This is a genomic window from Streptomyces bathyalis (assembly GCF_015910445.1).
In the GTDB taxonomy this organism is placed as follows: domain Bacteria; phylum Actinomycetota; class Actinomycetes; order Streptomycetales; family Streptomycetaceae; genus Streptomyces; species Streptomyces bathyalis.
The window spans coordinates 6988564-7014890 of the sequence record NZ_CP048882.1 but is presented as its reverse complement, the minus strand read 5'-3'; the positions used below and the strand labels follow the sequence as shown (position 1 = coordinate 7014890).

The window sequence follows — 26327 nt, the reverse complement described above, 5'->3', positions numbered from 1 at the left end:
GCGCACCCGGCGCCGCGGGGCTTCCCTCGGCCCCGCACGTGGCTGCCCGCACGGGCCGCCCCGCCGTCGGCCGCCCGGCCGCACCGCTCGGGGGGCACCTCCCGTCCCCCAACCGGCCCGGCCTGCCCGGGGATTGCTGACGCTCACACCGAGCGCAGACCCCTGACCCTGACCCCAGGCAGCTGGGCCGGCTTGGGCTCCCCGGAAAGCCGCGGCGTCTTGGGCTGCTTGGGCAGCGCGTGCTGGATCTCCTCGCGCAGCTCGGCGACCAGGCCATGGCCCGCGTACTGGCCGGTGAGCCGGTACATCTCACGCAGCCGGTCCCATGTGCGGTGCGAGGAGTTCTCACCGATGCTCACGAGGGCCAAGCGCGCGTAGCGGTCGGCCTGTTCCGGTTCGTCGGCGATGAAGTACGCCGAGGCGAGCGAGATCCAGTCGAAGATCTTCGAGCGCTGCCGCCCGTCCGCCCGCAGCTCCAAGGCGCGCATGGCGTGCACCTCGGCGGTGCCGGCCGCGGCCGGGTCGTGGTCGGCCAGCGTGCGGAACGCAAGGGCCTCCATGCCGTGCAGATCGGCCTCGTCGAACATCTGCATCCAACTCGGCGGCGGAACATCGCCCTTGTCGGACGCGAAAAGCTCCTCGGCCTCCCCGAGCGTGCGCCGCATCTCCTGGCCGCGGCCCATCGAGGCCTGTGCCCACGCCTCGATGGTGTGCAGCATGGCGCGCGTGCGCGGCAGGGTCTCCTCGCCCGAGCCGGTTCGGGCCAGCTTCATCAGGTCGAGCGCGTCGTCCGGCCTTCCCAGGTGCACCATCTGGCGTGCCGCGCGCGAGAGTGCCTCGCCGGCGCGCGGCCGGTCGCCGCCCTCACGCGCCGCGTGCGCGGCGATGACGAAGTACTTCTGCGCGGTGGGCTCCAGGCCGACGTCGTGCGACATCCACCCGGCGAGCACCGCGAGGTTCGCCGCCACGCCCCACAGCCGACGCTGGAGACGCTCGGGGTGGTGGTAGGAGAGCATCCCGCCCACCTCGTTGAGCTGGCCGACCACGGCCTTGCGCTGGAGTCCGCCGCCTCGTGCGGCGTCCCAGGCGCGGAAGACCTCGACCGAGTGCTCGAGCGCCTCGATCTCCTGGGACCCCACAGGGGCCGCGTCGTACCTGTCGATCGCTGCCTGGTCCGCGTTGCGGGCAAGGCCCGGGTGACCGGATTGGAGAACGCCGGCGGCGGAACCCGGGTCGCCGCGGAGCCAGTCGTACATGGCACTGCTGAGTGCCGATCCTGCGGTGAGCGCGGCGCCCGCGCCCACCAAGCCGCGTCGGTTGAGCATGAGGTCCATTCCCGTGAATTCGGTGAGGACCTCGGCCGTCCGCTCGGGGGCCCACGGCACTCCGTCCAGTCCGGACTGCTGCCGTCTTGCCGACTGCCCTGGCTTGCTGAACCCGAGGTCCTCGATGGTCACGACACGGCCGAGTCGCTCGGTGAAAAGGGCCGCCAGCACCTTCGGCACCGGATCGCGCGGGGTCTCCCCCATGTCGATCCAACGCCGCACCCGCGAGGTGTCGGTCGACAGCTGCGCGTGGCCCATGGCCACGGACTGCCGGTTCACCAACCGCGCGAGTTCGCCCTTGGACCATCCGGCGAGGCCGAACAGGTCCGCGAGACGGGTGTTGGGTCCCTTTGTCACGTCAAGCCCCCAGGTTCTCGGCTGAGTTGACAGTAACCCCGGCTCAACTGCGCTGCGACTATTCGCCAGGGTTCGCCAGGGTTCGCCAGATGGTGTGCCACCCGCACGCGGGTGTCCTGTAGAAACGCGCCACCCCGGTCCCGTCCGGACGACCAGCAACACGGTCAGGCATTCCCCAGGGTGCCGGGCCACCGTCCGGGCGGTTCCGGGCAGGCGCGCGACCCATCGGCGTACGAAGGGACCCTGCTCACCATGCATCCAGCGACGTCCGCCGTGTCCGCACCGCACCGGCCGTTCCGCACACCGCCCTACGGTGGCGGGTCTCCCGCGATTCCCGTGGTTCCCACCGCGACGCCGGTGTCCGCCCCACGGGCCGGCGCCGTGCGGACGCGGCAGCCGGCCGGCGCCGGATCTCAATCCGTCAGCGGGAGGCTGGACTTGTCCGGCCCGAACGGTACGCAGCTGCGTGCGGCCATCGCCTCCGTCCACCGGATCTGCCCGGAGTTCCACCCGGTGCAGGTGCTGCGCCGGGTGGGCCGCTCGGTCCTGGTCTCGGGGACGGCGGGGCGCAACGCCGTCGTCGCCAAGTGCCTCGTGGACAAGGCGGAGTCGTCCGTCGAACGCTTCCGGCACGAAATAGCGGCCTACCGGGCCTTCGTACGCCACCGGCCCCCGGTGCGTGCGCCGAGGCTGGTGGCCGCGGACCCCGACGAGTGCGTGCTGGTGATCGAGCGCATGCCGGGCCGTGTGGCGGCGTTACGGCGGCACCTCCTCGACACCCCGCCGCGCGCCGATCTGCGCGCCGCCCTCGGCGCGCTGTGCAAGCTCAACCTGTGGCAGCCGCCGGCGACCGCCTTCACCCGTCCGATCGACTACCCGTCGCGGCTCGCCCGCTGCCACGAGCAGGGCCTGCTGACGGACCGTGACCTCGGGGACCTGCAGACGCTGCTGCACGGCGCCGCGCAGGGGCACGGCAGTGGCGGAGTTGCACCATGGCAGTTCTCCCACGGGGACGCCCTGCTCACGAACGTGCTGCTCGCCCCGACGGGCCCCGCCTTCGTCGACTGGGAGCACGCGGGCTGGTATCTGCCGGGGTACGACCTGGCGACGCTGTGGGTGGTGCTCGGTGACGCACCGATGGCCCGCCGCCACATCAGCCAGCTCGCCCAGGCGCAGGGCGCGGCCGCGCGGGACGCCTTCCTGGTGAATCTGATGCTCGTGCTGACGCGCGAGATCCGTACCTACGAGACGGCCATCCAGCGCACCATGCGCGAGCCTGCTCCGGCCGCTCACCCGGCGGGGCAGGAACGCCCGGGCGCCATGGCCACCGGCGAGCAGCAGCGACTGCTGCTGCGCCGGCTGCACGACGACTGCGGCCTCGCGAGGCGCGCGGTGCGTGCCGCCGTGGGCACCCGGTAGGGCGGGGTTCCGGCGGGACCCGCTCGCCACCTGCGGGGCGTCACCGGTCTGGACAGGTGACGCCCCGGGGGGGGCCGCCGGCACCACCGGCAGACCGCCGAACTCACCACGCTGACGTGCGAATTCCCCTTCTCCTGCGGTCATTGACGGATGGGTCGGGCAACCGATACCTCTGAGGCCTACTCGCACTCGCATGCGAGCCCAGACCGAGGAGGCCGCCTTGCCCGGATCACCCGGAACTTCTGGTCCAGTTCACGAATCTCTCGACCCGCTCAGACGCCTCGCCCGTGGCGCATTCGGAAGGGTCTCGCCGCGCGGACGGCGCTCCCGTGCCCTGTGGGCCGCCGGCACCGGCGTCGCCGCGACGGCCCTGCTCCTCCCGCTGGTCTCCGCGGGCCCCTACGCGACGGCTGACCAGCGCGACACCTCTCGCCTCCAGCAGCAGTTCACGGATGCCGCCGAGGAGTACCGCGTCCCTGAGAGCGTGCTGCTCGGGGTCTCCTATCTGCAATCCCGCTGGGACGCGCACGACGGTGCCCCCAGCGTCTCCGGCGGCTACGGCCCCATGCACCTGACCGACGCCGGCACGGCCCTGGCCCGGTCCGCCACCGCCCACGACGGCCACTTCGGCTCCGGCTCGGAGGACCCCCGCGGCGACACGGCCCGTCCGGCGCGGAAGCCCGATGCGGCCACGAACCGCGCCCGGACTCCGCAGACCAGCGAGCTGCCGGCCCGGCTGCGCACCGCCGAGCGTGCGGCGAAGCTGACGGGCGTGTCCAGGAAGCAGCTGCGCGAGTCCACGGCCGCGAACCTGCGGGGCGGCGCGGCGCTGCTGGCGGCCGCACAGAAGAAGCTGGGCCATCCCCTCAGTTCGGATCCGGCGGACTGGTACGGGGCGGTGGCCTCCTACCCGGCCGCGTCCGAGCGCGGCACGGCCACGGCGTTCGCGGACGACGTCTTCGCTGTGATGCGTTCGGGCGAGCAGCGCACGACGGACTCCGGCCAGCGGGTCCGGCTCGAGGCCGACCCCGGTCTGCGTGCCGGCCCCTCGCAGGCGGACGGGATCGGGCAGCCCCGGCCTCGCTCCGCCTCGGGTGAGAAGCCCGAGTGTCCCCGCAGCGTCTCGTGCGAGTGGCTGCCCGCCCCGTACGAGGAGTACACGGACGACGACGGCAACCCGACCTACGGCAACCACGACAAGGCCCGAAGGCCCGCCTCCGCGTCGGTCGACTACATCGTCGTGCACGACACCGAGGGCAACTGGGACACCGTGATGGACCTGATCCAGGACCCGACATATGTGTCCTGGAACTACTCGCTGCGCTCCTCCGACGGCCACATCGCGCAGCACGTGCGGGGCAAGGACGCCGCCTGGCACGCGGGGAACTGGTACGTCAACGCCAAGTCGGTCGGCCTCGAACACGAGGGATTCCTCACCGACCCCGACGCCTGGTACACCGAGGCGATGTACCGCTCCTCGGCACGCCTGGTGCGGTATCTCGCCGCCAAGTACGACATCCCTCTGGACCGGCAGCACGTCCTGGGCCACGACAACGTGCCCGGCGTGACCACCGCCAACATCCCCGGCATGCACACGGATCCGGGTCCCTATTTCGACTGGCAGCACTACTTCACCCTGATCGGGCGGCCGTTCGTGCCGAAGGCCGCACCCAGCAGCAAGCTGCTGACCATCAGGCCGGACTACGACAAGCACCGGCCGGAGTACACCAAGTGCGACGACTCGGGCGACCCCTGCCCGGCACACGGCTCGGGCGCGGTGCGCCTGCACACGGCACCGGACGCCGACTCGGAGCTGGTCCAGGACGACGGCCTGCATCCCGGCGGCAAGTCCACCACCGGCGTCAACGACACCGGCGCGCGGGCGAGTACGGGCCAGCAGTACGCCGTGGCCGACCGCAAGGGCGAGTGGACAGCCATCTGGTATCTGGGGCAGAAGGCCTGGTTCCACAACCCGAAGAAGCAGCCCACCGCGGTTCCCGCGCGGGGCAAGCTGATCGTTCCCAAGGCCGGCAAGGACGAGATCCCCGTCTACGGACGGGCCTACCCGGAGAAGGAGGCCTACCCCGAGGGCATCCCGGCGCAGGAGCTCTCGCCGCTGCCGTACAAGGTCAAGGCGGGCCAGGCGTACGCCGCGGGGCTCAAGACGCGGGGTGAGTATCTCTACGCCAAGGAGTTCGACCCTGATGCCGAGAAGTTCAAGGTGGTGCGCGGCGATCTCACGTACTACCAGATCCAGCTGGGGCACCGCGTCGCCTTCGTCAAGGCGGACGATGTGCGGGTGACCGGCTCCTCGTAACGCGATCCGGCCCGCGGAGTGCGAAAGGGGCCCGGCGCCACGGCACGGCACTTACGGGTGCCGGCCGGCGGTGCCGGGCCCTTTCGCGCCTTCGGCTCGTCAGTGCTGGAACATCTCGGCGGGCAGCGGCTTCAGCAGCGCGTAGAGATCGCTGGTGATGGGCCGGTCCCAGCTCGCGATGGTGACGAGCACCCCGTCGCTCCGGTCGAACTGCACGCACGAGATGCGCTCCTCGGAGCACTTCACGCGGCGCACGATCAGGAGATTGTCCTCGTGCATCACCGGGTCGTCCTCGACGCCCGTGACCTCGACCGCCTCGTCGTTCTCCAGCGCCGCCATCAGCTGCGCCACCTCGAAGGGCACCTGGTTGCCGGTGACCTCACGGGCCGGTGAGCCCTCCGGCAGATTGCCGATGATCATCGCCGGACCGCGGCCGCCGAAGAGGTCGTAGCGCAGGAAGACGCCCTGGCATGTGCCGTCAGGTGCGGGCAGCAGGCCCGCACCGAGGTTGCCGGGCCAGTCGGTCGGGTCCATGGCCAGGACGTCGAAGTCCGGACCTGCGGGAACGGACGCGCTGCGACGGCGGAGGAACGACATGCGGACATGGTACGTCCCGCTGCGTACCTCTCCTCCGGGACGCCTCATCATGGTCACGGACCCGTCACGGCCACAGGGTGAAAGCGCCACCGGCTGCCGGGCAGAGCCCGGAGCAGGGGTGGTTGCCGGCGGCCTCCGAGCGCACCGGACGCCACCCCCGGCCGTGCTGGGTCCGGCCCCGGAGGAAGGGTCGAGTTCGAGTCCCGACCTTGACGTGGCGCTCACCCGGGCCACGACGGGCCTCATGCGGCCAATACGGGGTCGACTGCCTGCATCCCTGCGGCAGTTGAGCCCCGCCGAAGCGCAAGTGTCAGGTGAGGTCGAAGCGCCCGTTGCGCGCACCGAGCACGAACGCGTTCCACTCCCCCGGCGAGAAGATGACCGCCGGGATCTCGGGTGTGCGGCCGTTGCGCATCGCGATGTAGCCCTCCACGAACGCGATCTCCACACCGCCCATCTCCTGGGTGCCCGACTGCCAGCGGGCGTTGGTGAGATCGAGGTCGGGCCTCGTCGCGGTGCTGGTGGTGGTGCGCTCGGCCACGTGCGCTCCTCCTGTTTCGCTCATCGGAAGGGGCTTCAGCGTAACGACCGCTGAGGGGCACCGGACAGGGCTGGACCGACGTGGATTGCGCCGGCGGCCGGACGCACGAGAGCCCTCAGACGATCTTCTTGCCGTTGAAGATCCCGAGGCGCTCGCGGTACAGCTCGACGGGCACGCCGTTGGGGTCCTTCAGATACAGGCTCTCCTCGACGCCGCGGTCCGGACCTGCGTACTCGATGCCCGCGGTGTCGAGTGCCCTCCGGGCCGCGGAATGCGCCTCGTCCGTCATCGACAGGGCCAGATGCTGTACGCCGCCGACGGTCTCGGCGAAGTCCGGATGGTCGTGGCCGGGGAAGTCGAAGAAGCCGAGCAGGTTGCCGTTGCCGATGTCGAAGAAGAAGTGCGTGGATCCCCGGTAGTCGCGGTTCTCCACCAGTTCGACGAGGGGGAAGCCGAGCAGTTCCTGGTAGAAGCGAATGGTCTCCTCCACGTCCCGGCAGATGAACGCGACGTGGTGAATACCGGCGGCTGCGGTGGCGGGCCGGTCGGGGGCGGTCAGCAGATAGCGGTCCCGCAGGGTCTCGCGCCGGGCACGCAGTTCCTCCAACACAGATCCCTCGGGCTCAGCCATCACGGACCTTCCTCCAGAAGTGCTTTGCTCTTCAACAATCACTCTAGAGGTGTTCAGTACGGCTTAGCGAGCCGCCACGGGCGTGGCCGGGGTCACCGCGCCGGGGCGTCGCCCGCCAGGAACGTCTGCACGGCCGCGGCGAATTCCTTTGGCCGCTGCTCGTGCACCAGGTGTCCGCCCTCCTCGAGGGTGACGAAGGTGCCGAGCGGGATGCACTCGGCGGTGGCAGCCATGTCCTCCTGCGGCAGATGGCTCTCCGGACCGCCGCCGACGACGAGCGTGGGCGCGGTGATGTCGCTCAACTGCCGCCTCCAGCGCGGATCGGGGGCGTTGAGCTGCCTGTTGAGCTGCTTTCTGACCTCGAAGTCGAACAGCGGCTTGCCGGGCGGCGGTTCAGGGTCCTCTTCGCGGGGCGGGTCGACCGGCAGCAGTGTTGCTGTCTCCTCCAGGACGAGGCGCTCCACGCGGGCCGGGTGCTCACCGGCGAAGATCGCCGCCACCATGGACCCGAGTGAGTGCCCGATGAGGACGACGCGTTCCAGGCCGAGTTCGTCCAGGAAGGACCGCAGATCCTCACGCAGCAGGTCCAGCCCGTACTCGCCCGGCCAGTCGCTGCGGCCGTGGCCGCGGAGGTCCGGCGCGTACAGCGGGTGGGCGGCGGCGAGTTGAGCGATCAGCGGCCCGCGCCAGTCCTCGCCGTCCTCGCCCAGGCAGTGCAGCAGGACGACGGGGGTGCCCTCCACGTTCTCCGTTCCCCAGGTCCGGTAGGCGATCTCGATGCCGTTGGCCCGCACCGTTCGGACTTCATCACTCATACGGGCGACGCTACTGCACGTCCTTCCCGGTTTCTTTCTCCTGTCGGGCGAGTTCCGAACGGCGGTAGGAGTAGCCGAAGTAGATGACGAGGCCGATCAGGAACCAGACGGCGAAGCGTGCCCACGTCTGCCACGCGAGGAACGTCGTCAGCCACAGCGAGAAGACGATCCCTATGACCGGCACGACCGGCATGCCCGGCGTGCGGAAGGTGCGGGGCAGGTCCGGACGGCGGTAGCGCAGCACGATCACCGCCGCGCAGACCACGACGAAGGCCAGGAGGATGCCGATGTTGGTGAGTTCGGCCGCCTCCTCGATCGGCAGGAAGCCGGCGATCACTGCCGAGGCGACACCCACGATCCACGTGACGCGGGTGGGCACGTGCCGTGTGGGGTGGGTCTTCGCGAACCACTTCGGCAGCAGCCCGTCACGGCTCATCGCGAACCAGACGCGCGTGACGCCCAGCATGAAGGTGAACATCACGGTGAGGATGCCGATGATGGCGCCGACCGCGATGACGTCGGCGACCGCGCCCAGGCCCACGGACTGGAAGGCGGAGGAGAGTCCGCTCTCCTTGTCGATGTCGGTGAACTTCTGCATCCCCGTCAGCACGAGGCAGACCAGCACGTACAGCGTCATCGCGATGATCAGCGAGTAGATGATCGCCTTGGGCATGTGGCGCTGGGAGTCCTTGGACTCCTCCGCCGCGGTGCTCATGGCGTCGTAGCCGAAGACTGCGAAGAAGACGGTGGCCGCGCCGGTGAACGCCCCGGAGACCCCGAACGGGAAGAAGGGGTGGTAGTTGGCGGTGTCCACGTAGAAGAAGCCGACCACGATGACCAGCAGGACGACGAGCACCTTCAGCACGACCACGACGGTCTCGAAGCGTGCGGCGCTGCGCATGCCCCGGTTGAGCAGATAGGCGATGAGCAGGCACAGCAGCGCGGCGAAGAGGTCGACGCGGTGCCCTTCGCCGGTGCCCGGCGCGCCGAGCATCCAGGCCGGCAGCTCCGCTCCCGCCGCTTCCACGAGGAAGGAGAAGTAGCCGGAGATGCCGATGCCGACGACGGCGACGATCGCGGTGTACTCCAGGAGCAGGTCCCAGCCGATGAACCAGCCGCCGATCTCGCCGAGCACCGCGTAGCCGTAGGTGTAGGCCGAGCCCGCCTTCGGGATCAGGCCGGCGAACTCCGCGTACGACAGGGCGGCGGCGGCGCTGGCGATGCCGGCGACGAGGAAGGAGACGAGCACCGCCGGTCCGGCCTTGCCGTTGGCGACGGTGCCCGCGAGGGCGAAGATGCCCGCGCCGATGATGCCGCCGACGCCGATGGCGGTCAGCTGCCACAGGCCCAGCACGCGGGTCAGCTGCTCCCCGGCTCCCCCCTCCGCCTCGGTGATGTGCTCGATGGGTTTACGTCGCAGGACGCCTTGTGCACTCCAGAGCCCGGCCATCGAGGACCTCCTCAGCTGACGGTGCCGGCGCGCGCCCGACGCACGGTCGGCGTCGGTCATCATGGCGCGCCCGAGCGGCCGGCGGAAGCACCTTGCTCGCCGTCACGGCGGCAAGCAAGGTGACCGCCCGGCAGTACCGGCAGCGACTGCTGATGCGGTGTCTGCCTCAGTGCACCGGGGCCGCTCCCCGGCCGCCTTCCGCTTCCAGCACGGCCATCGCCGCGTTGTGCCCGCCGATGCCGCTGACTCCGCCTCCGCGTACCGAACCGGCGCCGCACAGCAGCACGTTGGGGTGAGCCGTCTCCACGCCCCAGCGTCCGCCGCCCTCCTCGGCCCACGGGAAGGACAGGTCTCCGTGGAAGATGTGGCCGCCCGGCAGCCGCAGTTCGCCTTCGAGGTCCCGGGGCGTCTTGGCCTCGATGCAGGGCCTGCCGTCGGCGTCGAGCGCGAGGCAGTCGCCGACGGGCTCCGTCAGGTGGGGGTCGAGTTCGGCGAGCGTACGGGCGAGGGCCGCGTCACGCACCGCGTCCCGCTCGGCCGCGCTGCCCGCGTCGAAGCACTCGGCAGGGGTGAGCAGCCCGAACAGGGTCAGAGTCTGGAAGCCCTGGGCGGCCAGTTCCGGTGCCAGGATGGTCGGGTCGGTGAGGGAGTGGCAGTACAGCTCGGAGGGCGGTACCGCGGGCAGGTCTCCCGCCTCCGCCTGCCGGTGGGCCTCGGCCAGCTGCCCGTATCCCTCGGCGACGTGGAAGGTCCCGGAGAAGGCCTCGCGCGCGTCGACGGCGGTGTCCTTCAGTCGGGGAAGGCGCCGCAGCAGCATGTTGACCTTCAACTGCGAGCCGCTGACGGGGCTCTCGCCACCGCCCGCCGCGGGCGAGGCCGCCTCCCCCTCGCCGAGCATCTGCGACAGCGCCTGGGGTGAGGCGTTCACCAGGACTCGGCGCGCGGCCACGGTGCCCTCGCCGTCGGCAGTGCTATAGCGCACCTCGGCCGTGGTGCCGTCGGTGTCGATGCGCTGCACCGTGTGGCCCGTACGGATCCGGGCGCCGGCGGAACGAGCGGCGTCGGCGAGGGCGTCGGTCAGTGCCCCCATGCCGCCGACGGGCACGTCCCAGTCGCCGGTTCCGCCTCCGATGACGTGGTAGAGGAAGCAACGGTTCTGCAGCAGCGACGGGTCGTGCGCATGGCTGAAGGTGCCGATGAGACCGTCGGTGAGCACGACTCCCCGGACCAGGTCGTCGGCGAAGTACTCCTCGACGGCTTCGCCGAGCGGGCGCTCGAACAGCGCCTCCCACACGGCGTCCTCCCCGATCCGCGCCTTCAACTCCTCGCGGGTGGGCAGCGGTTCGGTGAGTGTGGGAAAGACGCGCTGGGCGACCCGCTGCGTCATGGCGTAGAAGCGCTCCCACGCCTCGAACTCCCTCTCCCCTCCGGTGAGCCGGGCGAAGGACTCCCGCGTGCGGGTCGTGCCGTCACCGACGAAGAGACCGGTGGACTGTCCGTCGCGCACGGTCGGCGTGTAGGAGGAGACACCGCGCTTGCGTACGGCGAAGCGCACGCCGAGGTCGTCGATGATCTGCTGCGGCAGCAGACTCACCAGGTACGAGTAGCGCGAGAGCCGGGCGTCGACGCCCGCGAAGGTCTGCTCGGAGACGGCGGCCCCGCCGGTCCGTCCGAGACGTTCGAGCACCAGGACACGCTGTCCGGCACGTGCGAGATACGCGGCGGCGACCAGGCCGTTGTGGCCACCGCCGACGATGACGGCGTCGTAGGCCGCGCCGTCTTCGGAGATGTCCTCGGAGGCATGGGCGGATGAGTTGTGGGAGGCGGCAGGCATGCCTCTTCGTAGCATGTCCCGGGCTTCCGGCACAGGTTCATTCGTCCGGATCGGAGTCCGTCGAGACCTCCATGCCCAGCACTCCTTCGGTGCCGAAGATCTCCGAGGCCAACTCGCGCACGTCGGCCGTGCCCTCCAGCCGGAGCGCCACGTGCGCCGCGGTCTCCGCGCCCGCACGTTCCGCTGCGGCGGCTTCCTCGGGTCTCGGCACCCTGTCCACGCTGACGCCGAGGATGCGGAATCCCCGGTTGGTGCAGATCTCCATCAGCCGGGGCAGCAGGGACTCTCCGGTGCGGTAGCGCAGCCGGACCGTGGACGCCCTGAGCGTGGGCCCGGTGGAGAGCCGGGCGGCGACGAGCGGATAGCCGCGGATGACGACGAAGTGCAGTGCGGTGGTCACCGCCGCCAGGACGCCGAGGCCCCCGCCGCAGGCCATGCCCACGGCACAGGTGAGCCAGACCGTCGCGGCGGTGGTGAGGCCCCGCACCGCGTCGCGGCGTACGAAGATCAGCCCACCGCCGATGAAGCCGATACCGGCGATGATCTGCGAGGCGACCCGGGAAGGGTCGAAGGAGACGTCCTGGGTGCCCAGCACGCTGCTGAAGCCGAACTGGGAGATCTGCATCATCAGGGCACTGGCGATACCGACGAGCGCGTGCGTGCGCAGCCCGGCGCTCTTCTGCCGCGAGCCCCTTTCCCAGCCGATGAGGGTCGAGAGCACCAGCGCGAGGCCCAACTCCCCCAGCTGGGACCAGCCCTGATGGTTGTACACATCCCACAGCGGAGCCGCCAGCCCCATCGCGCGCCTCCTCTAGCTCCGATAGGCCCGGAAAGTATCAGGAAATGCAGGTTTTCGGACTCTCCCGACACAACGCCGATCCGGGCAGCGACACGGGGCTCGCACTCCGGGCAGCGGCCTTCCACTCCAACTCCCCTGAGAATCAAAGCAGTTCGGCATTCAACGTACTGTTTTCCCGTGCGCGTTCTTCGAACAGACCTTCCGGAGAGAGGGACTTGAGGAACACCCGGGGACCTCCCCGACCCCGCCGACCGCACAGTCGCATGCGACGTGCGTTCAACCCCGGAGGGACCCGTTCCGCTCAACGCAAATAGTGCCGCGAGGGGCTGACATATGCTCAGCACATACCCTCCCTCACCCTTGCGGCGGCAAAGCCGGGGCGGAACGGGCAGAAAAGAGGACTTCGAGACCGGAGTGATAGGGAATAGTGGTTCCGGTCGGTCATGACGCTGAGTAGGGTGTGCGTTGCTGCCGGGCACCGGACACGTTCCGGTCGAATTCGGTTTGCCCGAATTGTGCACATTGGGATGGCATCGGCAGAGACAGCAGATTCGGCAGGAGAGCATGACCGCTGGCTTTTTCGAGGGGCAGTACGTGTGGCACCCGGCGGCCGATGACCGTCAGCTGGCACGAGCATGCGTGGATGTGCGCGCGGGCCGCTACCTCAGCTCGCACGAGGTGCTGAAGGACGCTCAGCGGGACTTCGGCCTGCGCGCCCACCGTTCACTCGTGCTCGCCTCCGAGGCGTGCGACTCCGACCTCGCGGAACGCTGGCTGGCCGAGGAGCCCAGCAAGGAGGCGGCGCTGCTGTGGGCGCGGGTCTCCTCGCTGCGCGCACTGCGCGCGGCGGACACCGAGGACCGCCGCGCCGGCGACCTCGGCCGCATCGCCTTCGCCGCATGCCAGCGAGCGGCGCTGATGGCACCGAGGGACCCGACACCCTGGGTCACCCAGCTCTCGCTGGCCCGGCTCCAGCGGCCCCGTGACCCGGCACCGCAGGGTCTGCTCACCTCGCCCGAGGGCCCCTGGTCGCTCTTCTCGCACATCCTGCGGCTCGACCCGTGGCACAGGGAGGCCCATCACCGGTTCCTGTCCTTCTTCTTCGCCCGCTACGGCGGTTCCGGCAAGGCCGCCTGGGACGTCGCCGCGTTCCTCGGCCAACGGGCCCCGGCGTCCTCCGCGTTGAGACTCCTGCCCCTGGTGGCGCTGGTCGAGGAGCACGACCCCACTTCGCTCCTGGCCGACCGCACGTGGGAGCAGCCCCAGTGGAAGGCCACCGCGCTGGGGGCGTACCAGCACTGGCTGCCGCAGGTCGCGAGCTACGAGTTCACCCCGGTGCTGGACCTGGCGTACCTGGCACACGCACTGATCATGGCGCACTGCGAGTTCGAGGCCCGTCCGGTCTTCGCGGCGATGGGGCCCTACGCCTCACGGATGCCGTGGAGCGCGCTCGGCGACCCCGAGGAGCAGCTCAGCAAGGCACGTCTCGCGTGCGGGCTCCCCGTACCGGGCTCGCGCTGACGTGGCCCGCACTTCCGCGCCTGCGACGGCACAGAGTCCGTGGCCGCCCCTGCCCTGAGGCGCCGCGCGCTCTCCGCACCGATCGCGACGAAGCTCCCGATGTCCATACAAGAAAGGTCCGACCGTGTCCGACTCCGCCTTCGCAAGCCGCACGAGAATACGACAGCGCGAAGCGCCTGCCGCTCTCGACGATGATGCCACGTTGCATGCGATGGGTTATCCGCGGAAACTCACGCGCCGATTCCGCGCGTTCGACAATTTCGCGATCTCATTCACCATCATCAACATCATCTCCGGGATTTTCTCCTCGTTCGGTTTCGGGATGAATGCGGGCGGCCCGCTGATTCTGGTATTCGGCTGGATCAGCGTCTCGGTGATGGTTCTGTTCATCGGCGCGTCGATGGGCGAGATCGCTTCCGCTTATCCGACCAGTGGTGCCCTGTATTTCTCCGCGGGAAAACTCGCCAAGAAGCACAAGGGCGCATGGTCCTGGTACACGGGCTGGCTCAACTTCGTCGGCCAGGTGGGAGGCACGGCGGCGACGGGCTACGCGGCCGCCACCTTCATCCAGGCGTTCCTGGCGATGCAGTGGCCGTCCTACGAGGTCACGGGGCAGCGCACCGTGCTCATCACCGCGGTGATCCTGCTGCTCCAGGGACTCGCGAACACCTACACGGTGCACCTCGTCGCCATACTCAACCGCATCTCGGTGTGGTGGCTGCTCATCGGAATGGTGGTAATCGTCACTGCACTGACAGTGATGCCCGACCACCATCAGTCGGCCTCCTTCGTGACGCACTTCGCCAACAACACCGGTTTCACGAGCGCCCTTTACGGCGGCATGCTGGGCCTGCTCGTCACGAGCTGGACCTTTACCGGCTTCGACGGCAGTTTCCACATGTCAGAAGAGACCGTTCAGGCCACAGTGAACGCGCCGCGTGGCATCATGCGTGCAATCGGTTACTCCGCGATCACAGGTCTCGTCCTCATGCTCGCGCTGGTCTTCGCGATCCGTGACTACGACAAGGAAGCGGCGGCGGACGCTCCGCCCGTGCAGATTCTCCTCGACGCACTTGGCATGGGCACAGCCAAGCTTCTGCTCCTCATCGTGATCGGCGCGATGCTCTTTTGCGGTCTGGCCAACATGACCAGCAACACCCGGCAGATCTTCGCCTTTTCACGTGACGGCGCGATGCCCGGCTCCCGCTGGTGGCATTCGGTCTCGCCCCGTACGCGTACGCCCGTCAAGGCCGTGTGGCTCGCCGCGGCGTGCTCCCTGGTCCTGGTCATCCCGGGCTGGTGGTCGGAGACGGCGTTCACCGCCATCGTCAGCGTCAACGTCGTCGGGCTCTACCTCGCCTACGCGGTACCCATCTACCTCCGCCTGCGGCTGAGCGACTTCCAGCCCGGCCCGTGGCACCTCGGGCGCTGGGGCAAGCCGATCGGGATCCTCGCCGTGGTGTGGATCCTCGTCAGCAACGTGCTGTTCATGCTGCCGCACGCCGCGCCGATCACCGCGTCGAACTTCAACTACGCGCCGATCGCACTGGCCGTGGTCCTGATCATCGCGACGGTGTGGTGGTTCGCCACCGCCCGCAGGCGCTTCCAGGGCCCCGTCAGCTACGGCCGTCCCGACGAAGTGGCGGCCATGGACCTGATCTGACGATGCGCCGGCGGGCCGGCCGTGCCGGCCCGCCGGCCGCACCCATCAAGGAAAGGACGGACACAAGGCATGGAACCTCTCGGCGACGACGCCTCGCAGCAGCCCTCGGGAGCCGGGGCCACCGCTGCGGCCGGCTCACCTGACGGCGGCGTGGACGGACTCGGCGTCACGCGCGCCTCGTCGGAGGAATGGCTCCAGGTCGAGGAGTGGGCGGCCGAGGAGCAGTGGAACCCGGGCCTGGGCGACACGGCCTGCTTCCACCCGACCGACCCAGACGGCTTCTTCCTGGGGCGCCAGGACGGCAGGCTCGTGTCGGCCGTCTCCATCGTGAACTACTCCGACGACTTCGCCTTCCTCGGCTACTACCTGGTCCATCCCGAACTGCGGGGGAAGGGCCTGGGCATGGCCACGTGGCGGGCGGCACTGCCGCACGCCGGCGGCAGGACCATCGGCCTCGACGCGGTCCCGGCCCAGGAGGACACCTACCGGCGTTCGGGCTTCACCGCCGCCTACCGCACGGGGCGATACGGCGGGCGCCCCACGTCTCCGGGCGTCCCGTCGCCGGCCGTCGAGCCCGTGACGGAGGATCACCTCAAGGCGATCGCGGCGTACGACGAAGTGTGCTTCCCCGCACCCCGCAAGGCCTTCCTCGAGCGGTGGCTGAGTGCGCCCGGACACCGTGCACACGTCTACGTACGCGCTGGTGAACCGGCAGGCTACGGCGTGATCCGGCAGGCCAGGGACGGCCACCGCATCGGGCCTCTCTTCGCCGACACCCCGGAGATCGCCGAGGCCCTCTTCGACACGCTCATCGCACACCTCAGCCCGGACGACGAGGTCCATGTCGACATCCCTGAGACACATGAGGCGGCCGTCGCCCTCGCCACGAGCCGTGGCCTGGCGCACGGCTCCGGAACGGTGCGCATGTACAAGGGCGAGCCTCCCGTCACACGGGCGGAGCGCGTCTTCGGTGTCACCAGCCTCGAACTCGGCTGACGGCTCCGGCGCTCCCGGCCGCGGGCCGCGCAGGGAGACCCGCCGCGAGGGCGGCACGGACCGCCGCGGCGGTCTCCGTGTGGGGCAGGCTGTACGTGTGCAGCCGGGCAGGGTCGCGGCCCGAGCTTCCAGGGGTCTCCTGACAGGTGGTCAGACGGACCTCTCGGCGCGGCGGCGACCCTCCCACCGGGGCCGTTCCACGCACTCGGGACGGCCGGACGACGCAGTCGCCATTTCGGCTCCTACCTGTAGTAATACTGGCCAGAGGGACAGTGTTACGCTCACTCGGAGGTATCAATGAAGATGCTGATCAATGTGCCGGAAAGCGTCGTCGCGGACGCCCTGCGGGGGATCGCCGCCGCGCATCCCGAGCTGACGGTCGACGTGGAGAACCGCGTCGTGGTGCGGCGTGACGCCCCCGTGGCCGACAAGGTGGGCCTGGTCTCCGGCGGAGGCTCCGGCCACGAGCCCCTGCACAACGGCTTCGTCGGCAGGGGCATGCTCGACGCCGCCTGTCCCGGCGCGGTCTTCACCTCCCCCGTTCCCGACCAGATGACGCGCGCCGCGGCAGCCGTGGACAGCGGCAAGGGCGTCCTGTTCGTCGTGAAGAACTACACCGGCGACGTGCTCAACTTCGACATGGCCGCGGAGCTGGCCGAGGACGAGGGCATCCAGGTGGGCAAGGTCCTCGTCCAGGACGATGTCGCCGTCACCGACAGCGAGTTCACCGCCGGACGCCGCGGCACCGGCGCGACGCTGTTCGTCGAGAAGGTCGCGGGAGCGCTCGCCGACGAGGGTGCGCCGCTGGAGCGTGTGGAGGCGATCGCCCGTCAGGTCGCCGACTCCTCGCGGAGCTTCGGTGTGGCGCTCGCCCCCTGCACGACGCCCTCGAAGGGCAGCCCCACCTTCGACCTGCCCCCGGGTGAGCTGGAGCTCGGCATCGGCATCCACGGCGAGTCCGGCCGTGAGCGCCGCCCGATGATGACCTCCGGAGAGATCGCCGACTTCGCCCTGGACGCCGTGCTGACCGACCTGGAGCCGGACGGTCCCGTACTGGTCCTCGTCAACGGCATGGGCGCCACTCCCCTGCTCGAGCTCTACGGATTCTGCGCCGAGGTCCGGCGAGTCCTGGACGAGCGCCGGGTGCCGGTCGCCCGTACCCTCGTCGGCAACTACGTCACCTCGCTGGACATGGCGGGAGCCTCGGTGACACTGTGCCGGGCCGACGAGGAGATCCTGCGGCTGTACGACGCCCCGGTGAACACGCCGGCGCTTCGCTGGGGTTGCTGAAGATGAGTCATGAGCACCGGGCCGGGCCGCGGTCGCCGTTCCGGGAACGGCCCTCGGTCCTGAAGAGGGAGTTGTCTTGACCGACCTGACCGATGAGCTGGACGCCGGTACCGTCTTCCGCTGGCTCACCGCCGCAGCCGCCTCCGTGGAGCGGGAAGCGGACCTGCTCACCGAACTCGACTCGGCCATCGGCGACGCGGACCACGGCAGCAACCTGCAGCGCGGATTCGCCGCTGTGGTGACTGCTCTGGGTAAGGAGTCGCCCTCGGCGCCCGGGGCCGTACTGATCCTCGCCGGACGGCAGTTGGTCTCCAGCGTCGGCGGTGCGTCCGGCCCGCTGTACGGGACACTTCTGCGCCGCACGGGCAAGGCCCTCGGCGACGCGGACCGGGTGACGGGCAGCCAGCTGGCCGAGGCCATGCGCATCGGCGTCGACGCCGTGGCGCAGCTGGGCGGTGCCGCCCTGGGAGACAAGACGATGCTGGACGCGCTCTACCCCGGCGTGGAGGCCCTGGCCGCGGGCGGGCCCCACCCCTACGGCGCGGCCCGCACCGCCGCCGACGAGGGCGCGCTGGCGACCGTGCCGATGCGGGCGCGCAAGGGGCGGGCGAGCTATCTCGGCGAGAGAAGCATCGGGCACAAGGACCCTGGCGCGACCTCCTCCGCGCTGCTCTTCACGGCTCTGGCCGGGGCGGTCGCCGATGAGTGAGCAGCAAGACGCTTCCTTTGCCGGCAGGGAGGCCGCAGCCCGGTCCTCGGCGGGGAAGCAGCGACCGAAGGTCGGGATCGTCCTGGTCTCGCACAGCAAGGAGGTCGCCGACTCCGTCGCACGCCTCGCCGTCGGGCTCGCAGCCGGAAGGGACAGCGCGCCGGTTGAGGGCGCGGGCGGCGGGCCGGACGGCGGCCTGGGCACCAGCGCGGAACTCATCAGCGCCGCCGCACACAAGGTCGACACGGGGGCCGGCGTGGCCATCCTGGTCGACCTCGGCAGCGCGGTGCTGACGGTGAAGGTACTGCTGGCCGAGGGAGACGAACTGCCGGAGAACGCCCAGCTGGTGGACGCTCCGCTCGTCGAGGGGGCGATCGCCGCCGTGGTCGCCTCCGCGGGCGGCGCGGACCTGGCGGAGGTCGCGGCGGCCGCCGAGGAGGCGTACCACTTCCGGAAGGTGTGAACGCGCCGCCCCGCGGGCCGGTTCAGCCCTGCCCGCGGAGCCTCGGAGCCGCCGGTGGCCCCCCCGTGTGCTGCGGGTTCGTCTCGTCCGCGCCGTCAGCGGTGGTGCGCGCCCAGTCCGCGAGGCAGGCGACGTCGATACCGTGAGGGGAGCTGCTCCGGTACGGCTCGATGCCCTCGGCTCCGCGCAGCAGCAACCGTGCGCCGCCCTTGGTGTTCCCGCGGGCGAGATGCGTGATCCCGACGGCGAGTTGCGCCAGGCCCTTCCACAGCGGCGCTTCCGCCTCGGGTGCGCTCTTCCAGGCGTCCTCCAGCACCTCGTGTGCGTGGAAGGGCATGCCGTCGTCGAGCAGCTGCTGCGCCTCATCCAGCGTCCGGTCAGGAGTGCGCACCACGCCCTCGGGCTGGCGGGGGACGCCCTGCTCTCCGTACGGGAGCGGCCGCCCCAGTCCGTCGCGGGGCCGTGCGTTGCGGGCCTTTCCCTCGGGGTCACGGTCACGCCGGCGGGAACCGCTGCCGGTGCCGGCGCTCGCCGCAGCGGTTGCCCGCGGGTCGTGGCCGCAGTGCTCGCAGTCAGGACGCGAGGCGTCCTCCCGCACCCGGCCGCACTCCTCGCACACCTGGTTCAGGAAGCACGCCGGCTCCCCGCCCTGCTGCTCGTGGCTCTCCTGCACGTGACGCTCTTCTCCCTCGCTGCGCATGTCCGTCGCCGCTCATCCGCGCCCACCGCTGCGTGGTCCGCGGGCTCCCGTGGTCACCCTTCCGCGAAGACCTCGGTCAGGGGAACGCCCACGTCTGCGAGTCTGGACGCTTCGACGGGCAGACGGGAAGTCACGAGGGTGCGGATCGGGGCGGTGACGTCCCAGACGTTGACGTTCATCCCGGCCAGTACCCGGCGCTGGTTGAGCCAGAACGCGATGAACTCGCGGTCGGAGGTGCTTCCCCGGAAGACGACCTGGTCGTAGGTGCCCGCTCCGGCGTAGCCCGTGTACTCCATGCCGAGGTCGTACTGGTCGGTGAAGAAGTACGGGAGCCTGTCGTAGCTCGCGTCCTCCCCGAGCATCGACCGGGCAGCCGTGGCGGGCTGGTTGAGTGCGTTGGCCCAGTGCTCGACGCGGATGTGCCTGCCGAGCAGGGGGTGGAGGGCGCTGGCGACGTCGCCGGCGGCCCAGATGTCCGGGTGCGAGGTGCGCAGGGCTGCATCCACGCGGATGCCGTCCTCGACCTCCAGTCCGGCGTCGACGGCGAGTGCGGTGTTGGGCGTGATGCCGACGCCGACGATCACGGCGTCCGCCTCGATCCGTTCGCCGCCGTGCAGCCGCACGCCGGTGACGTGGCCGTTCTCGCCCGTGATCTCCGTGACGTGTGTGCCGCAGCGCAGATCGACGCCGTGTTCGGTGTGGAGGTCGGCGAAGACCTGGGCGGTCTCCCGTCCCAGGACGCCGAGCAGCGGCAGTTCCGCGGCTTCGAGAAGCGTGACCTGGACTCCTGCCGTGCGGGCGGCCGCGGTGGTCTCCAGGCCGATCCAGCCGCCGCCGATGACGACGACCCTGGAGGCGGTGCGGAAGGTCTCCTTCAGGCGGTCGCTGTCGGCGAGCCGCCGCAGGTAGTGCACTCCGTCGAGGTTCTCGCCCCCCACGGGCAGCCTGCGCGGGGAAGAGCCCGTGGCCAGCAGCAACTTCGCATACGGGAGGGAGCTGCCGTCCGCGAGGGTCACCGTGTGGCCACCGGGATCGACGGCCGCTGCGGGGACGCCGAGGCGCAGCTCGACGCCGTTCTCCTCGTACCAATTCTGCGGGTGGACGAAGACGTCCTCGCGCGGCGATGTGCCCTGGAGGTACTCCTTCGACAGCGGCGGACGTTCGTACGGTCGCTCGTCCTCCTCGCCGACGAGGACGAGCGGTCCGTCGAACCCCCCTCCGCGCAGGGCCTCTGCGGCCTTCGCTCCGGCCAGTCCGGCTCCGGCGATCACGAACGGTGGGTTCGCGGCCATGTTCTGCTCCTCGAGTGGCGATCGGGCATCGCCCGGTAAGCGCCTCGCAGCGCGCGTCTCTTCCGGGCCCTGGCAGCTGCGTCCGCACGGTGGCAAGGCCTCATGCGGACCGGCTCTTCGAGGCGGCGGTACGCAGCTCCTCGTCCAGCGTCCCGAACAAGTCGCGCCAGGAGTCCGAGAATTTCCTTATGCCCTCTTCCTCGAGGGTCGTCACGACGTCGTGGTAGGAGACACCTGCCACGTCGAGGTCGTCGAGGATCTGCTGGGACTCCGCGTACGTGCCATGGATGGTGTCGCCCCTGATCTCTCCGTGCTCCTCGACCGCGCGGAGAGTCGCCTCCGGCATGGTGCTCACGACGTCGGGCGCGACGAGTTCCACGACGTAGCGGGTGTCGTCGAAGGCCGGGTCCTTGACGCCGGTGGAGGCCCACAGCGGACGCTGCGGCTTCATCCCGGCCGCCTCGAGTGCCCGCCAGCGGTCGCTCGCTCGGGCCTGCTCGAACTGCCCGTAGGCGAGCCGGGCGTTGGCGATGGCCGCGCGGCCGCGCAGTGCCCTCGCCTGTGAACTGCCCATCTTGTCCAGGCGGTTGTCGGTCTCGGTGTCGACGCGGCTGACGAAGAAGGACGCGACCGACGCGATGGAGGAAAGGTCGTGCCCGGCGGCCTGCGCCCCTTCCATTCCGGAGAGGAAGGCGGAGATGACCTCGGCGTAGCGGTCGAGGGAGAAGATCAGGGTCACATTGACGCTGATGCCCTCGGCCAGGGCCGCGCTGATCGCTCCCAGGCCCTCACGGGTGGCGGGGATCTTCACGAAGAGGTTGGGCCGGTCCACCTGCCACCACAGGTCCCGCGCCTCGGCGAGGGACGCCATGGTGTCCTTCGCCAGCTGCGGGGCCACCTCGATCGAGACGCGTCCGTCCAGGCCGTGGGTCATCTCGTACACGTCGCGCAGGGCATCGCACGCCCAGCGCACGTCGTAGGCGGTCAGCAGCCGGGCCGCCTCGGCGACACCCACGCCCCGCCGGGCGAGGTCCGTGATCTGCGCGTCGTAGTGCAGCCCGGAACCGATCGCCTTGTCGAAGATCGTCGGATTGCTGGTGATGCCCACGACGCCCTGCTCGCTCACCAGCCGGGACAGCCCGCCGCTCGCCAGCCGCTCGCGGCTCAGGTCGTCCAGCCAGGGAGCCACGCCTTCGTCCGCGAGCCGTTCCAGGGTGCCGGTCATGCTCGTCTCCTCAGGTCGTCTCCCCCGAGCAGCCCTCTACTCCAACGTAACGCCACGGCTCCGTGCGCCCGTGACCTGCGCCTTCGCTCACGGTCAGGAGGGTGGTCCGGCCGGCTCAGCCGCGGCCGATCCCCTCGAACCAGGTGGGACCGTCCCCGGTGGCCTGCTTGATGCGGGTCACGACGGACTCCTCCATCGGCGGCAGCGCGTCCAGCCCGAACCAGCCCACCTCAAGGGACTCCTCGTCGTTGACCCGGGCCTCTCCCCCGGTGACGCGGCAGCGGAAGCAGATGTCCATGTACTGGCAGATGTCGCCGTTGGGGTAGGTGATCGGTTCCTCCAACGCCTGCACGAGAACCACCCGTTCCGCCACGCACCGGACGGCTGTCTCCTCCTCGACCTCGCGCTGGACCGCCGCCGCGGGCTGCTCACCCGGCTCGGGGATGCCGCCGATGATGGACCAGTTCCCCGTGTCGGCCCGCCTGCCCAGCAGCACACGGCCGTCCTCGTCGAACACGACGGCGCTCACACCCGGCAGGTAGAGAAGCTGGTGACCTGCGGTGGCGCGGATCCTGCGGATGAATTCGGGTGTCGCCATGATCCTGAGCCTACGCGGTTCGGGACGCGGTCCTCGTCCGCCGACGTTCACCGGAGGCACATCACTCGCGTACGAGATATCCACAATCCGCCTGTCACGCATTACCGTTGAGCCGCGAAGTCGCAGCCTGCGCCGCCCGTCCGACCGGCCGGGGGCACGGGGTGCGCCGGTTTCGGGGGGTCGCAGGGGATGACGTCACCGGTGCTCGGTTCGTCAGGGGTGCGTGAACGGGAGAACGGTACCGCCGACGTCATTGGGGTGCTCGTGCTGGGGGCCTGTGCCGCGTGGGCGCTGGTCACAGCCGCGGGGCGTGACGCCCGGCCGGAGGGGATGCTGCTCGCCGTCCTCGCGGTGGGCGGCGGATACGCCACGGGACGCATCGCGGGTTCATTACTGCCTGCCGGTGCGGCGGCCGGAGCGGGAGCCGCGGGGGTCTTTCTCGCGTTCTTCGGCCCGACGTCCTCGCATGTAATCCCGGGCGGCATCGAATTCGCGGGACCGGCGGGGCGTTCGGGTGTGACGGCCGCTCTCCTCACGCTCTCTGTCGGCGCGTTCTGCTGCGCCGCGTGGGCGGCACCGGTGGGTGCCGTGCGCAACGGCCTGCGGCTGGCAGCCGCCGCAACGGTGGTGTGCGCCCTGCTCGTAGGCACCCCGGTCGGCTTCGCGGCCGCCCTGGGCGTACTGCTGTGCTCCCTCGTCGCCGGAGGGATACGCCGGCGGCCGATGTTCCTGGCGGCTCTCGCAGTCGCCGCCGCGGCCGTCTCGGGCGTCACCTTCGTCGTGGCCCAGGAGGAACAGCCGCGCGGGACACCGGTCGCCCTGCACGAGCAACTGACGCTCCACCGGGTCGAGTTGTGGCGGGACGCCCTCACCCTCACGCAGGACCACCCGCTCTTCGGCACCGGCCCCGACACGTTCCGGGATCTGAGCGTCACGGCGGGCGGCACGGGCACCGGCACCGCGCCGGCGGCGTACACGGCACACGGCGCGCAGCCCGAGCGGGAAGCGGCACCTTCCGACGGCAAGCCGCACTCCGCTCCGCTGCAGGTCGCGGCCGAGCAGGGCCTGCCGGGTCTGGCGCTGCTCGCCTGCGCCTTCGGATGGCTGCTTTTCGCCCTGTGGGCCTCGCCCAGGCCCACACCCGTCGTGCTGACGGCGGGCGCGGCGCTCTCCGCGCTCGCCGCCCTGGCGGCGATAGGCAACGCACTGAGCTTCACGCAGGTGACGGCGGGCGCGGGGCTACTCGCGGGCATCGCCTGCGCGAGGCGGCTCAGCTGAGCCGGGCGCCCTGCGAAAGGTGACCGCGGGTGGCCCGCGCCGCCGACTCCGCGTCGTCCAAGGGAAGGTGAAGGTCTGCCCGTCCTGAAGCCGCAGCCCCTCGTCTTCTCCGCGGCGAGGGCGTCGGAGAGCGGGATGCGGCGCCGCCTGCGTGCCCGCAGCGCAGTTCGACGGCTTCGCTGTCGACGCTGACGCGCACATGGACGAACGCGAGAGTGCCGAAGAGGCCCGGCAGTCCGGCGGCGAGGCAGCTCACGACGGACATGGGCAGGGGCGCGCTGTTCAGCTCCCACGGGGCACGCGCGCCCAGCACCGGAGGGACCCGCACATGCGGCGCCGAGCGACTCCGGCAGCCGGTGCGCGCGGTTGGCCGCACCGCCGGTCAGGCCCGGTCGGGCCCGGTCAGCCCCCGGTGAGGCCCGCGGGTGCTCGGCTCATGGAACGCAGGTCACGGCGGGCCCCCGGCGGCCGGATCAAGGCGTGACGGGGGCGCCCGCAAGGAGCCGGCCCTCGGCGTAGGTGCTCGCGACCTCGGGCAGCCTGGCCGTACGCCCCGCGAGGAGCACCGTCAGCCCGCCGGTCGGGGCGGCCCCCGGGTCCGGGCCGGTGCCGATCCTGCGCAGGGCCTGGGCGGCGACCGCGCCGGCGGAGCCGAAGAGCACCGGCGGTGTGCCGTCCGCCTCCGAGACGGCCGCGCGGATGCGTTCGCCGACGAGTTCGTAGTGCGTGCACCCGAGGACGACGGCGCGCACACCGCGGGGCGTGAGCGCGGCGGCCGCACCGATGGCCACGTCGACGGCATGTTCCTGCGCCGTCTCCACCGCGTCCGCGAGGCCGTGACAGGGGACCTCCGTGAACTGGGCGTCCTTCCCGAACTCGGCGATGAGGCGCCGCTGGTAAGGGCTGCCCGTGGTCGCCGGAGTGGCCCAGACGGCGACGGGACCTCCGCCCTGCGCGGCCGGCTTCACGGCGGGCACCGTCCCGATGACGGGGAGGTCCGGCTCCAGCTCCTCGCGGAGCGCCGACAGGGCATGTACGGAGGCGGTGTTGCAGGCGACGATCAGGGCGTCCGGCTCGTGGGCACCGGCGGCCTTCGCGCAGGCCAGGGCGTGGGCGGTGATGTCGTCGGCGCTGCGCGGACCCCACGGCATGCTGTCGGGGTCGCTGGAGAGGACGAGATCCGCGTCGGGACGTGCTCTGCGTACGGCCGCCGCCGCCGCGAGAAGGCCGATACCCGAGTCCACCAACGCGATCTTCACGGCACGCCACTGTAGTCGATGGGCCAAGCGGGCCATGCGGCCTCATCCGGCGGCACCACGGCCCCGGCGCACCGTCCGCACCGCCCGCCGTGCGGCAGACTGCGGCGGATGAGCGCCCTGACCTGGATCGCCTCGGGATCACTTGCCGCCTGGCTGTGGCTGCTGCTGGGGCAGGCCCGCTTCTGGCGTACCGACATCCGGCTGCCGCCGCGGCCGGAGCCGGAGAACTGGCCCGCGGTGGCGGTCGTCGTGCCGGCCCGGGACGAGGCGGAGGTCCTGCCGCTCAGCCTTCCCGGTCTGCTCGCCCAGGACTATCCGGGGCGGGCCGAGATCTTCCTCGTCGACGACGGCTCCTCGGACGGCACCGGCGAACTGGCGCAATGCCTCGCGCGCGAACGGGCCCCGCACGGCCTGCCGTTGACCGTCACCTCGCCCGGCGAGCCCGAACCCGGCTGGACCGGCAAGCTGTGGGCGTTGCGGCACGGCATGACACTCGCGCGGGAACGGACCGGAGCGGACTTCCTTCTGCTCACGGACGCGGACATCGCACACGCGCCGGACTCGCTGCGGGACCTGGTCAGCGCGGCGACCGGCGCCCGTCTCGACCTGCTCTCCCAGATGGCCCGGCTGCGGGCGGACAGCGCGTGGGAGCGGCTCATCGTCCCCGCCTTCGTCTACTTCTTCGCGCAGCTCTATCCCTTCGGCCGGGTCAACCGGCCCACGTCCCGTACCGCCGCCGCGGCCGGCGGCTGCGTGCTGCTGCGCACCGATGCGGCCGTGCGCGCGCACATCCCGGAGAGCATCCGGCATGCCGTCATCGACGACGTGACGCTCGCACGCGCCGTCAAACGAAGTGGCGGCCGGATCTGGCTGGGGCTGGCGGACGGCGTGCACAGCGTGCGTCCCTACGAACGGCTGCCGCAGCTGTGGCGGATGGTGGCGCGCAGCGCGTACGCACAACTCGGGAACAGCCCGCTGGTGCTCCTGGGCACGGTGGCGGGGCTGACCTTGGTGTATCTGGTGCCGCCGCTGACCGCGCTGGCGGGCTCACCCGTGGGCGCGGCGGCCTGGGCGGTGATGGCGCTGACGTACGTCCCGATGCTGCGCTACTACCGGCAGCCGCCGTGGCGGGCGCTCGCGCTGCCCGTGACGGCGGCCCTGTATCTGCTGATGACGCTCGATTCCGCGCTGCGTCACCATCGCGGGCGCGGTGCCGCCTGGAAGGGCCGCACCTACGCCTGAGGGCGA

At 70.9% G+C, this 26327-nt stretch carries 24 protein-coding genes; 10 read left to right on the top strand and 14 right to left on the bottom strand.

What is annotated here, in order from left to right; all coding sequences use genetic code 11:
* Positions 1-143: 143 nt before the first annotated feature.
* Entirely contained in the window at positions 144-1682 is a 1539-nt protein-coding gene (locus tag G4Z16_RS30540; RefSeq protein WP_246531149.1) for a DNA-binding protein NsdB, read from the bottom strand.
* 252 nt (positions 1683-1934) lie between these two features.
* Between G4Z16_RS30540 and G4Z16_RS30535 the strand changes: the two genes are divergently transcribed.
* Positions 1935-3101 (top strand): aminoglycoside phosphotransferase family protein, encoded by a 1167-nt coding sequence (locus tag G4Z16_RS30535; RefSeq protein WP_197353800.1) that lies wholly within the window; start codon positions 1935-1937, stop codon positions 3099-3101.
* A gap of 193 nt (positions 3102-3294) precedes the next feature.
* Positions 3295-5418 carry an N-acetylmuramoyl-L-alanine amidase gene (locus tag G4Z16_RS30530; RefSeq protein WP_197353799.1) on the top strand — a complete coding sequence of 708 codons (2124 nt, stop codon included), beginning with the start codon at positions 3295-3297 and terminating at the stop codon, positions 5416-5418.
* Between the two features lie 99 nt (positions 5419-5517).
* Here the strand turns inward: G4Z16_RS30530 and G4Z16_RS30525 are convergent, their stop codons facing one another.
* The 7 genes from G4Z16_RS30525 to G4Z16_RS30495 form a co-directional block, all read right to left on the bottom strand.
* Positions 5518-6015: a hypothetical protein gene (locus G4Z16_RS30525; protein WP_197353798.1), complete on the bottom strand. Its 498-nt coding sequence runs from the start codon at positions 6013-6015 to the stop codon at positions 5518-5520.
* A gap of 310 nt (positions 6016-6325) precedes the next feature.
* Complete coding sequence (locus G4Z16_RS30520; RefSeq protein WP_197353797.1) at positions 6326-6580, bottom strand: DUF397 domain-containing protein; 255 nt, start codon at positions 6578-6580, stop codon at positions 6326-6328.
* Between the two features lie 91 nt (positions 6581-6671).
* Complete coding sequence (locus G4Z16_RS30515; RefSeq protein WP_197353796.1) at positions 6672-7187, bottom strand: VOC family protein; 516 nt, start codon at positions 7185-7187, stop codon at positions 6672-6674.
* A 92-nt stretch (positions 7188-7279) separates the two neighbouring features.
* Positions 7280-8002 carry an alpha/beta fold hydrolase gene (locus tag G4Z16_RS30510; RefSeq protein ID WP_197353795.1) on the bottom strand — a complete coding sequence of 241 codons (723 nt, stop codon included), beginning with the start codon at positions 8000-8002 and terminating at the stop codon, positions 7280-7282.
* A gap of 10 nt (positions 8003-8012) precedes the next feature.
* A complete protein-coding gene (locus G4Z16_RS30505; protein ID WP_197353794.1) occupies positions 8013-9452 on the bottom strand; it encodes an amino acid permease in 1440 nt (479 codons plus the stop codon).
* Positions 9453-9618: 166 nt separating this feature from the next.
* Positions 9619-11286 (bottom strand): phytoene desaturase family protein, encoded by a 1668-nt coding sequence (locus G4Z16_RS30500; protein ID WP_246531148.1) that lies wholly within the window; start codon positions 11284-11286, stop codon positions 9619-9621.
* Positions 11287-11323: 37 nt separating this feature from the next.
* A complete protein-coding gene (locus G4Z16_RS30495; protein ID WP_197353792.1) occupies positions 11324-12085 on the bottom strand; it encodes an MgtC/SapB family protein in 762 nt (253 codons plus the stop codon).
* A 564-nt stretch (positions 12086-12649) separates the two neighbouring features.
* On the opposite strand from G4Z16_RS30495, the gene G4Z16_RS30490 reads away from it, so the two are divergent.
* The 6 genes from G4Z16_RS30490 (at position 12650) to G4Z16_RS30465 (ending at position 18727) form a co-directional block, all read left to right on the top strand.
* Positions 12650-13606: a hypothetical protein gene (locus G4Z16_RS30490; RefSeq protein ID WP_197353791.1), complete on the top strand. Its 957-nt coding sequence runs from the start codon at positions 12650-12652 to the stop codon at positions 13604-13606.
* Between the two features lie 211 nt (positions 13607-13817).
* Entirely contained in the window at positions 13818-15269 is a 1452-nt protein-coding gene (locus G4Z16_RS30485) for an amino acid permease (RefSeq protein ID WP_197355025.1), read from the top strand.
* Positions 15270-15338: 69 nt separating this feature from the next.
* A complete protein-coding gene (locus G4Z16_RS30480) occupies positions 15339-16265 on the top strand; it encodes a GNAT family N-acetyltransferase (RefSeq protein ID WP_197353790.1) in 927 nt (308 codons plus the stop codon).
* Positions 16266-16562: 297 nt separating this feature from the next.
* Entirely contained in the window at positions 16563-17555 is a 993-nt protein-coding gene (gene dhaK / locus G4Z16_RS30475) for a dihydroxyacetone kinase subunit DhaK (protein WP_197353789.1), read from the top strand.
* Between the two features lie 76 nt (positions 17556-17631).
* Positions 17632-18264 (top strand): dihydroxyacetone kinase subunit DhaL, encoded by a 633-nt coding sequence (gene dhaL / locus G4Z16_RS30470; protein WP_425508134.1) that lies wholly within the window; start codon positions 17632-17634, stop codon positions 18262-18264.
* Positions 18257-18727 carry a PTS-dependent dihydroxyacetone kinase phosphotransferase subunit DhaM gene (locus G4Z16_RS30465; protein WP_197353788.1) on the top strand — a complete coding sequence of 157 codons (471 nt, stop codon included), beginning with the start codon at positions 18257-18259 and terminating at the stop codon, positions 18725-18727. The genes dhaL and G4Z16_RS30465 overlap by 8 nt, the downstream gene beginning before the upstream one ends.
* 22 nt (positions 18728-18749) lie before the next feature.
* Here G4Z16_RS30465 and G4Z16_RS30460 read toward each other — a convergent pair whose 3' ends face one another.
* The 4 genes from G4Z16_RS30460 to G4Z16_RS30445 form a co-directional block, all read right to left on the bottom strand.
* On the bottom strand, positions 18750-19325 hold the full coding sequence (locus tag G4Z16_RS30460) for a DUF309 domain-containing protein (protein ID WP_425508189.1): 576 nt from the start codon (positions 19323-19325) through the stop codon (positions 18750-18752).
* Positions 19326-19480: 155 nt separating this feature from the next.
* Positions 19481-20719, bottom strand: a complete 1239-nt coding sequence (locus G4Z16_RS30455; RefSeq protein ID WP_197353786.1) for an NAD(P)/FAD-dependent oxidoreductase — start codon at positions 20717-20719, stop codon at positions 19481-19483.
* A 100-nt stretch (positions 20720-20819) separates the two neighbouring features.
* A complete protein-coding gene (gene tal / locus G4Z16_RS30450) occupies positions 20820-21944 on the bottom strand; it encodes a transaldolase (protein WP_197353785.1) in 1125 nt (374 codons plus the stop codon).
* 115 nt (positions 21945-22059) lie between these two features.
* Positions 22060-22542 carry an NUDIX hydrolase gene (locus tag G4Z16_RS30445; RefSeq protein WP_197353784.1) on the bottom strand — a complete coding sequence of 161 codons (483 nt, stop codon included), beginning with the start codon at positions 22540-22542 and terminating at the stop codon, positions 22060-22062.
* A 189-nt stretch (positions 22543-22731) separates the two neighbouring features.
* Between G4Z16_RS30445 and G4Z16_RS30440 the strand changes: the two genes are divergently transcribed.
* Positions 22732-23820, top strand: coding sequence for an O-antigen ligase family protein (locus tag G4Z16_RS30440; protein ID WP_197353783.1), 1089 nt, complete (start codon positions 22732-22734; stop codon positions 23818-23820).
* On the opposite strand, the gene G4Z16_RS32190 is transcribed toward G4Z16_RS30440, so the two are convergent.
* A complete protein-coding gene (locus G4Z16_RS32190; RefSeq protein WP_207794555.1) occupies positions 23813-24133 on the bottom strand; it encodes a hypothetical protein in 321 nt (106 codons plus the stop codon). The two genes, G4Z16_RS30440 and G4Z16_RS32190, sit on opposite strands and share 8 nt — an antisense overlap.
* 160 nt (positions 24134-24293) lie before the next feature.
* Positions 24294-25079 (bottom strand): glutamate racemase, encoded by a 786-nt coding sequence (locus G4Z16_RS30435; RefSeq protein WP_197353782.1) that lies wholly within the window; start codon positions 25077-25079, stop codon positions 24294-24296.
* Positions 25080-25187: 108 nt separating this feature from the next.
* Between G4Z16_RS30435 and G4Z16_RS30430 the strand changes: the two genes are divergently transcribed.
* The gene (locus tag G4Z16_RS30430; RefSeq protein WP_197353781.1) at positions 25188-26321 is read left to right on the top strand and encodes a glycosyltransferase; all 1134 of its coding nucleotides are present in this window, start codon (positions 25188-25190) and stop codon (positions 26319-26321) included.
* Positions 26322-26327: the final 6 nt, after the last annotated feature.

What these genes read in the sequence shown, in the direction of transcription:
- G4Z16_RS30500 (WP_246531148.1), bottom strand. Translation starts at nt 11,286, where the DNA reads ATGCCTGCCGCCTCCCACAACTCATCCGCCCATGCCTCCGAGGACATC.
- G4Z16_RS30430 (WP_197353781.1), top strand. Translation starts at nt 25,188, where the DNA reads ATGAGCGCCCTGACCTGGATCGCCTCGGGATCACTTGCCGCCTGGCTG.
- G4Z16_RS30490 (WP_197353791.1), top strand. Translation starts at nt 12,650, where the DNA reads ATGACCGCTGGCTTTTTCGAGGGGCAGTACGTGTGGCACCCGGCGGCC.
- G4Z16_RS30525 (WP_197353798.1), bottom strand. Translation starts at nt 6,015, where the DNA reads ATGTCGTTCCTCCGCCGTCGCAGCGCGTCCGTTCCCGCAGGTCCGGAC.
- G4Z16_RS30505 (WP_197353794.1), bottom strand. Translation starts at nt 9,452, where the DNA reads ATGGCCGGGCTCTGGAGTGCACAAGGCGTCCTGCGACGTAAACCCATC.
- G4Z16_RS30485 (WP_197355025.1), top strand. Translation starts at nt 13,818, where the DNA reads ATGGGTTATCCGCGGAAACTCACGCGCCGATTCCGCGCGTTCGACAAT.
- G4Z16_RS30535 (WP_197353800.1), top strand. Translation starts at nt 1,935, where the DNA reads ATGCATCCAGCGACGTCCGCCGTGTCCGCACCGCACCGGCCGTTCCGC.
- G4Z16_RS30480 (WP_197353790.1), top strand. Translation starts at nt 15,339, where the DNA reads ATGGAACCTCTCGGCGACGACGCCTCGCAGCAGCCCTCGGGAGCCGGG.
- tal (WP_197353785.1), bottom strand. Translation starts at nt 21,944, where the DNA reads ATGACCGGCACCCTGGAACGGCTCGCGGACGAAGGCGTGGCTCCCTGG.
- G4Z16_RS30455 (WP_197353786.1), bottom strand. Translation starts at nt 20,719, where the DNA reads ATGGCCGCGAACCCACCGTTCGTGATCGCCGGAGCCGGACTGGCCGGA.
- G4Z16_RS30520 (WP_197353797.1), bottom strand. Translation starts at nt 6,580, where the DNA reads ATGAGCGAAACAGGAGGAGCGCACGTGGCCGAGCGCACCACCACCAGC.
- G4Z16_RS30495 (WP_197353792.1), bottom strand. Translation starts at nt 12,085, where the DNA reads ATGGGGCTGGCGGCTCCGCTGTGGGATGTGTACAACCATCAGGGCTGG.
- dhaK (WP_197353789.1), top strand. Translation starts at nt 16,563, where the DNA reads ATGAAGATGCTGATCAATGTGCCGGAAAGCGTCGTCGCGGACGCCCTG.
- G4Z16_RS30445 (WP_197353784.1), bottom strand. Translation starts at nt 22,542, where the DNA reads ATGGCGACACCCGAATTCATCCGCAGGATCCGCGCCACCGCAGGTCAC.
- G4Z16_RS30510 (WP_197353795.1), bottom strand. Translation starts at nt 8,002, where the DNA reads ATGAGTGATGAAGTCCGAACGGTGCGGGCCAACGGCATCGAGATCGCC.
- G4Z16_RS30465 (WP_197353788.1), top strand. Translation starts at nt 18,257, where the DNA reads ATGAGTGAGCAGCAAGACGCTTCCTTTGCCGGCAGGGAGGCCGCAGCC.
- G4Z16_RS30440 (WP_197353783.1), top strand. Translation starts at nt 22,732, where the DNA reads ATGACGTCACCGGTGCTCGGTTCGTCAGGGGTGCGTGAACGGGAGAAC.
- G4Z16_RS30530 (WP_197353799.1), top strand. Translation starts at nt 3,295, where the DNA reads ATGCGAGCCCAGACCGAGGAGGCCGCCTTGCCCGGATCACCCGGAACT.
- G4Z16_RS30515 (WP_197353796.1), bottom strand. Translation starts at nt 7,187, where the DNA reads ATGGCTGAGCCCGAGGGATCTGTGTTGGAGGAACTGCGTGCCCGGCGC.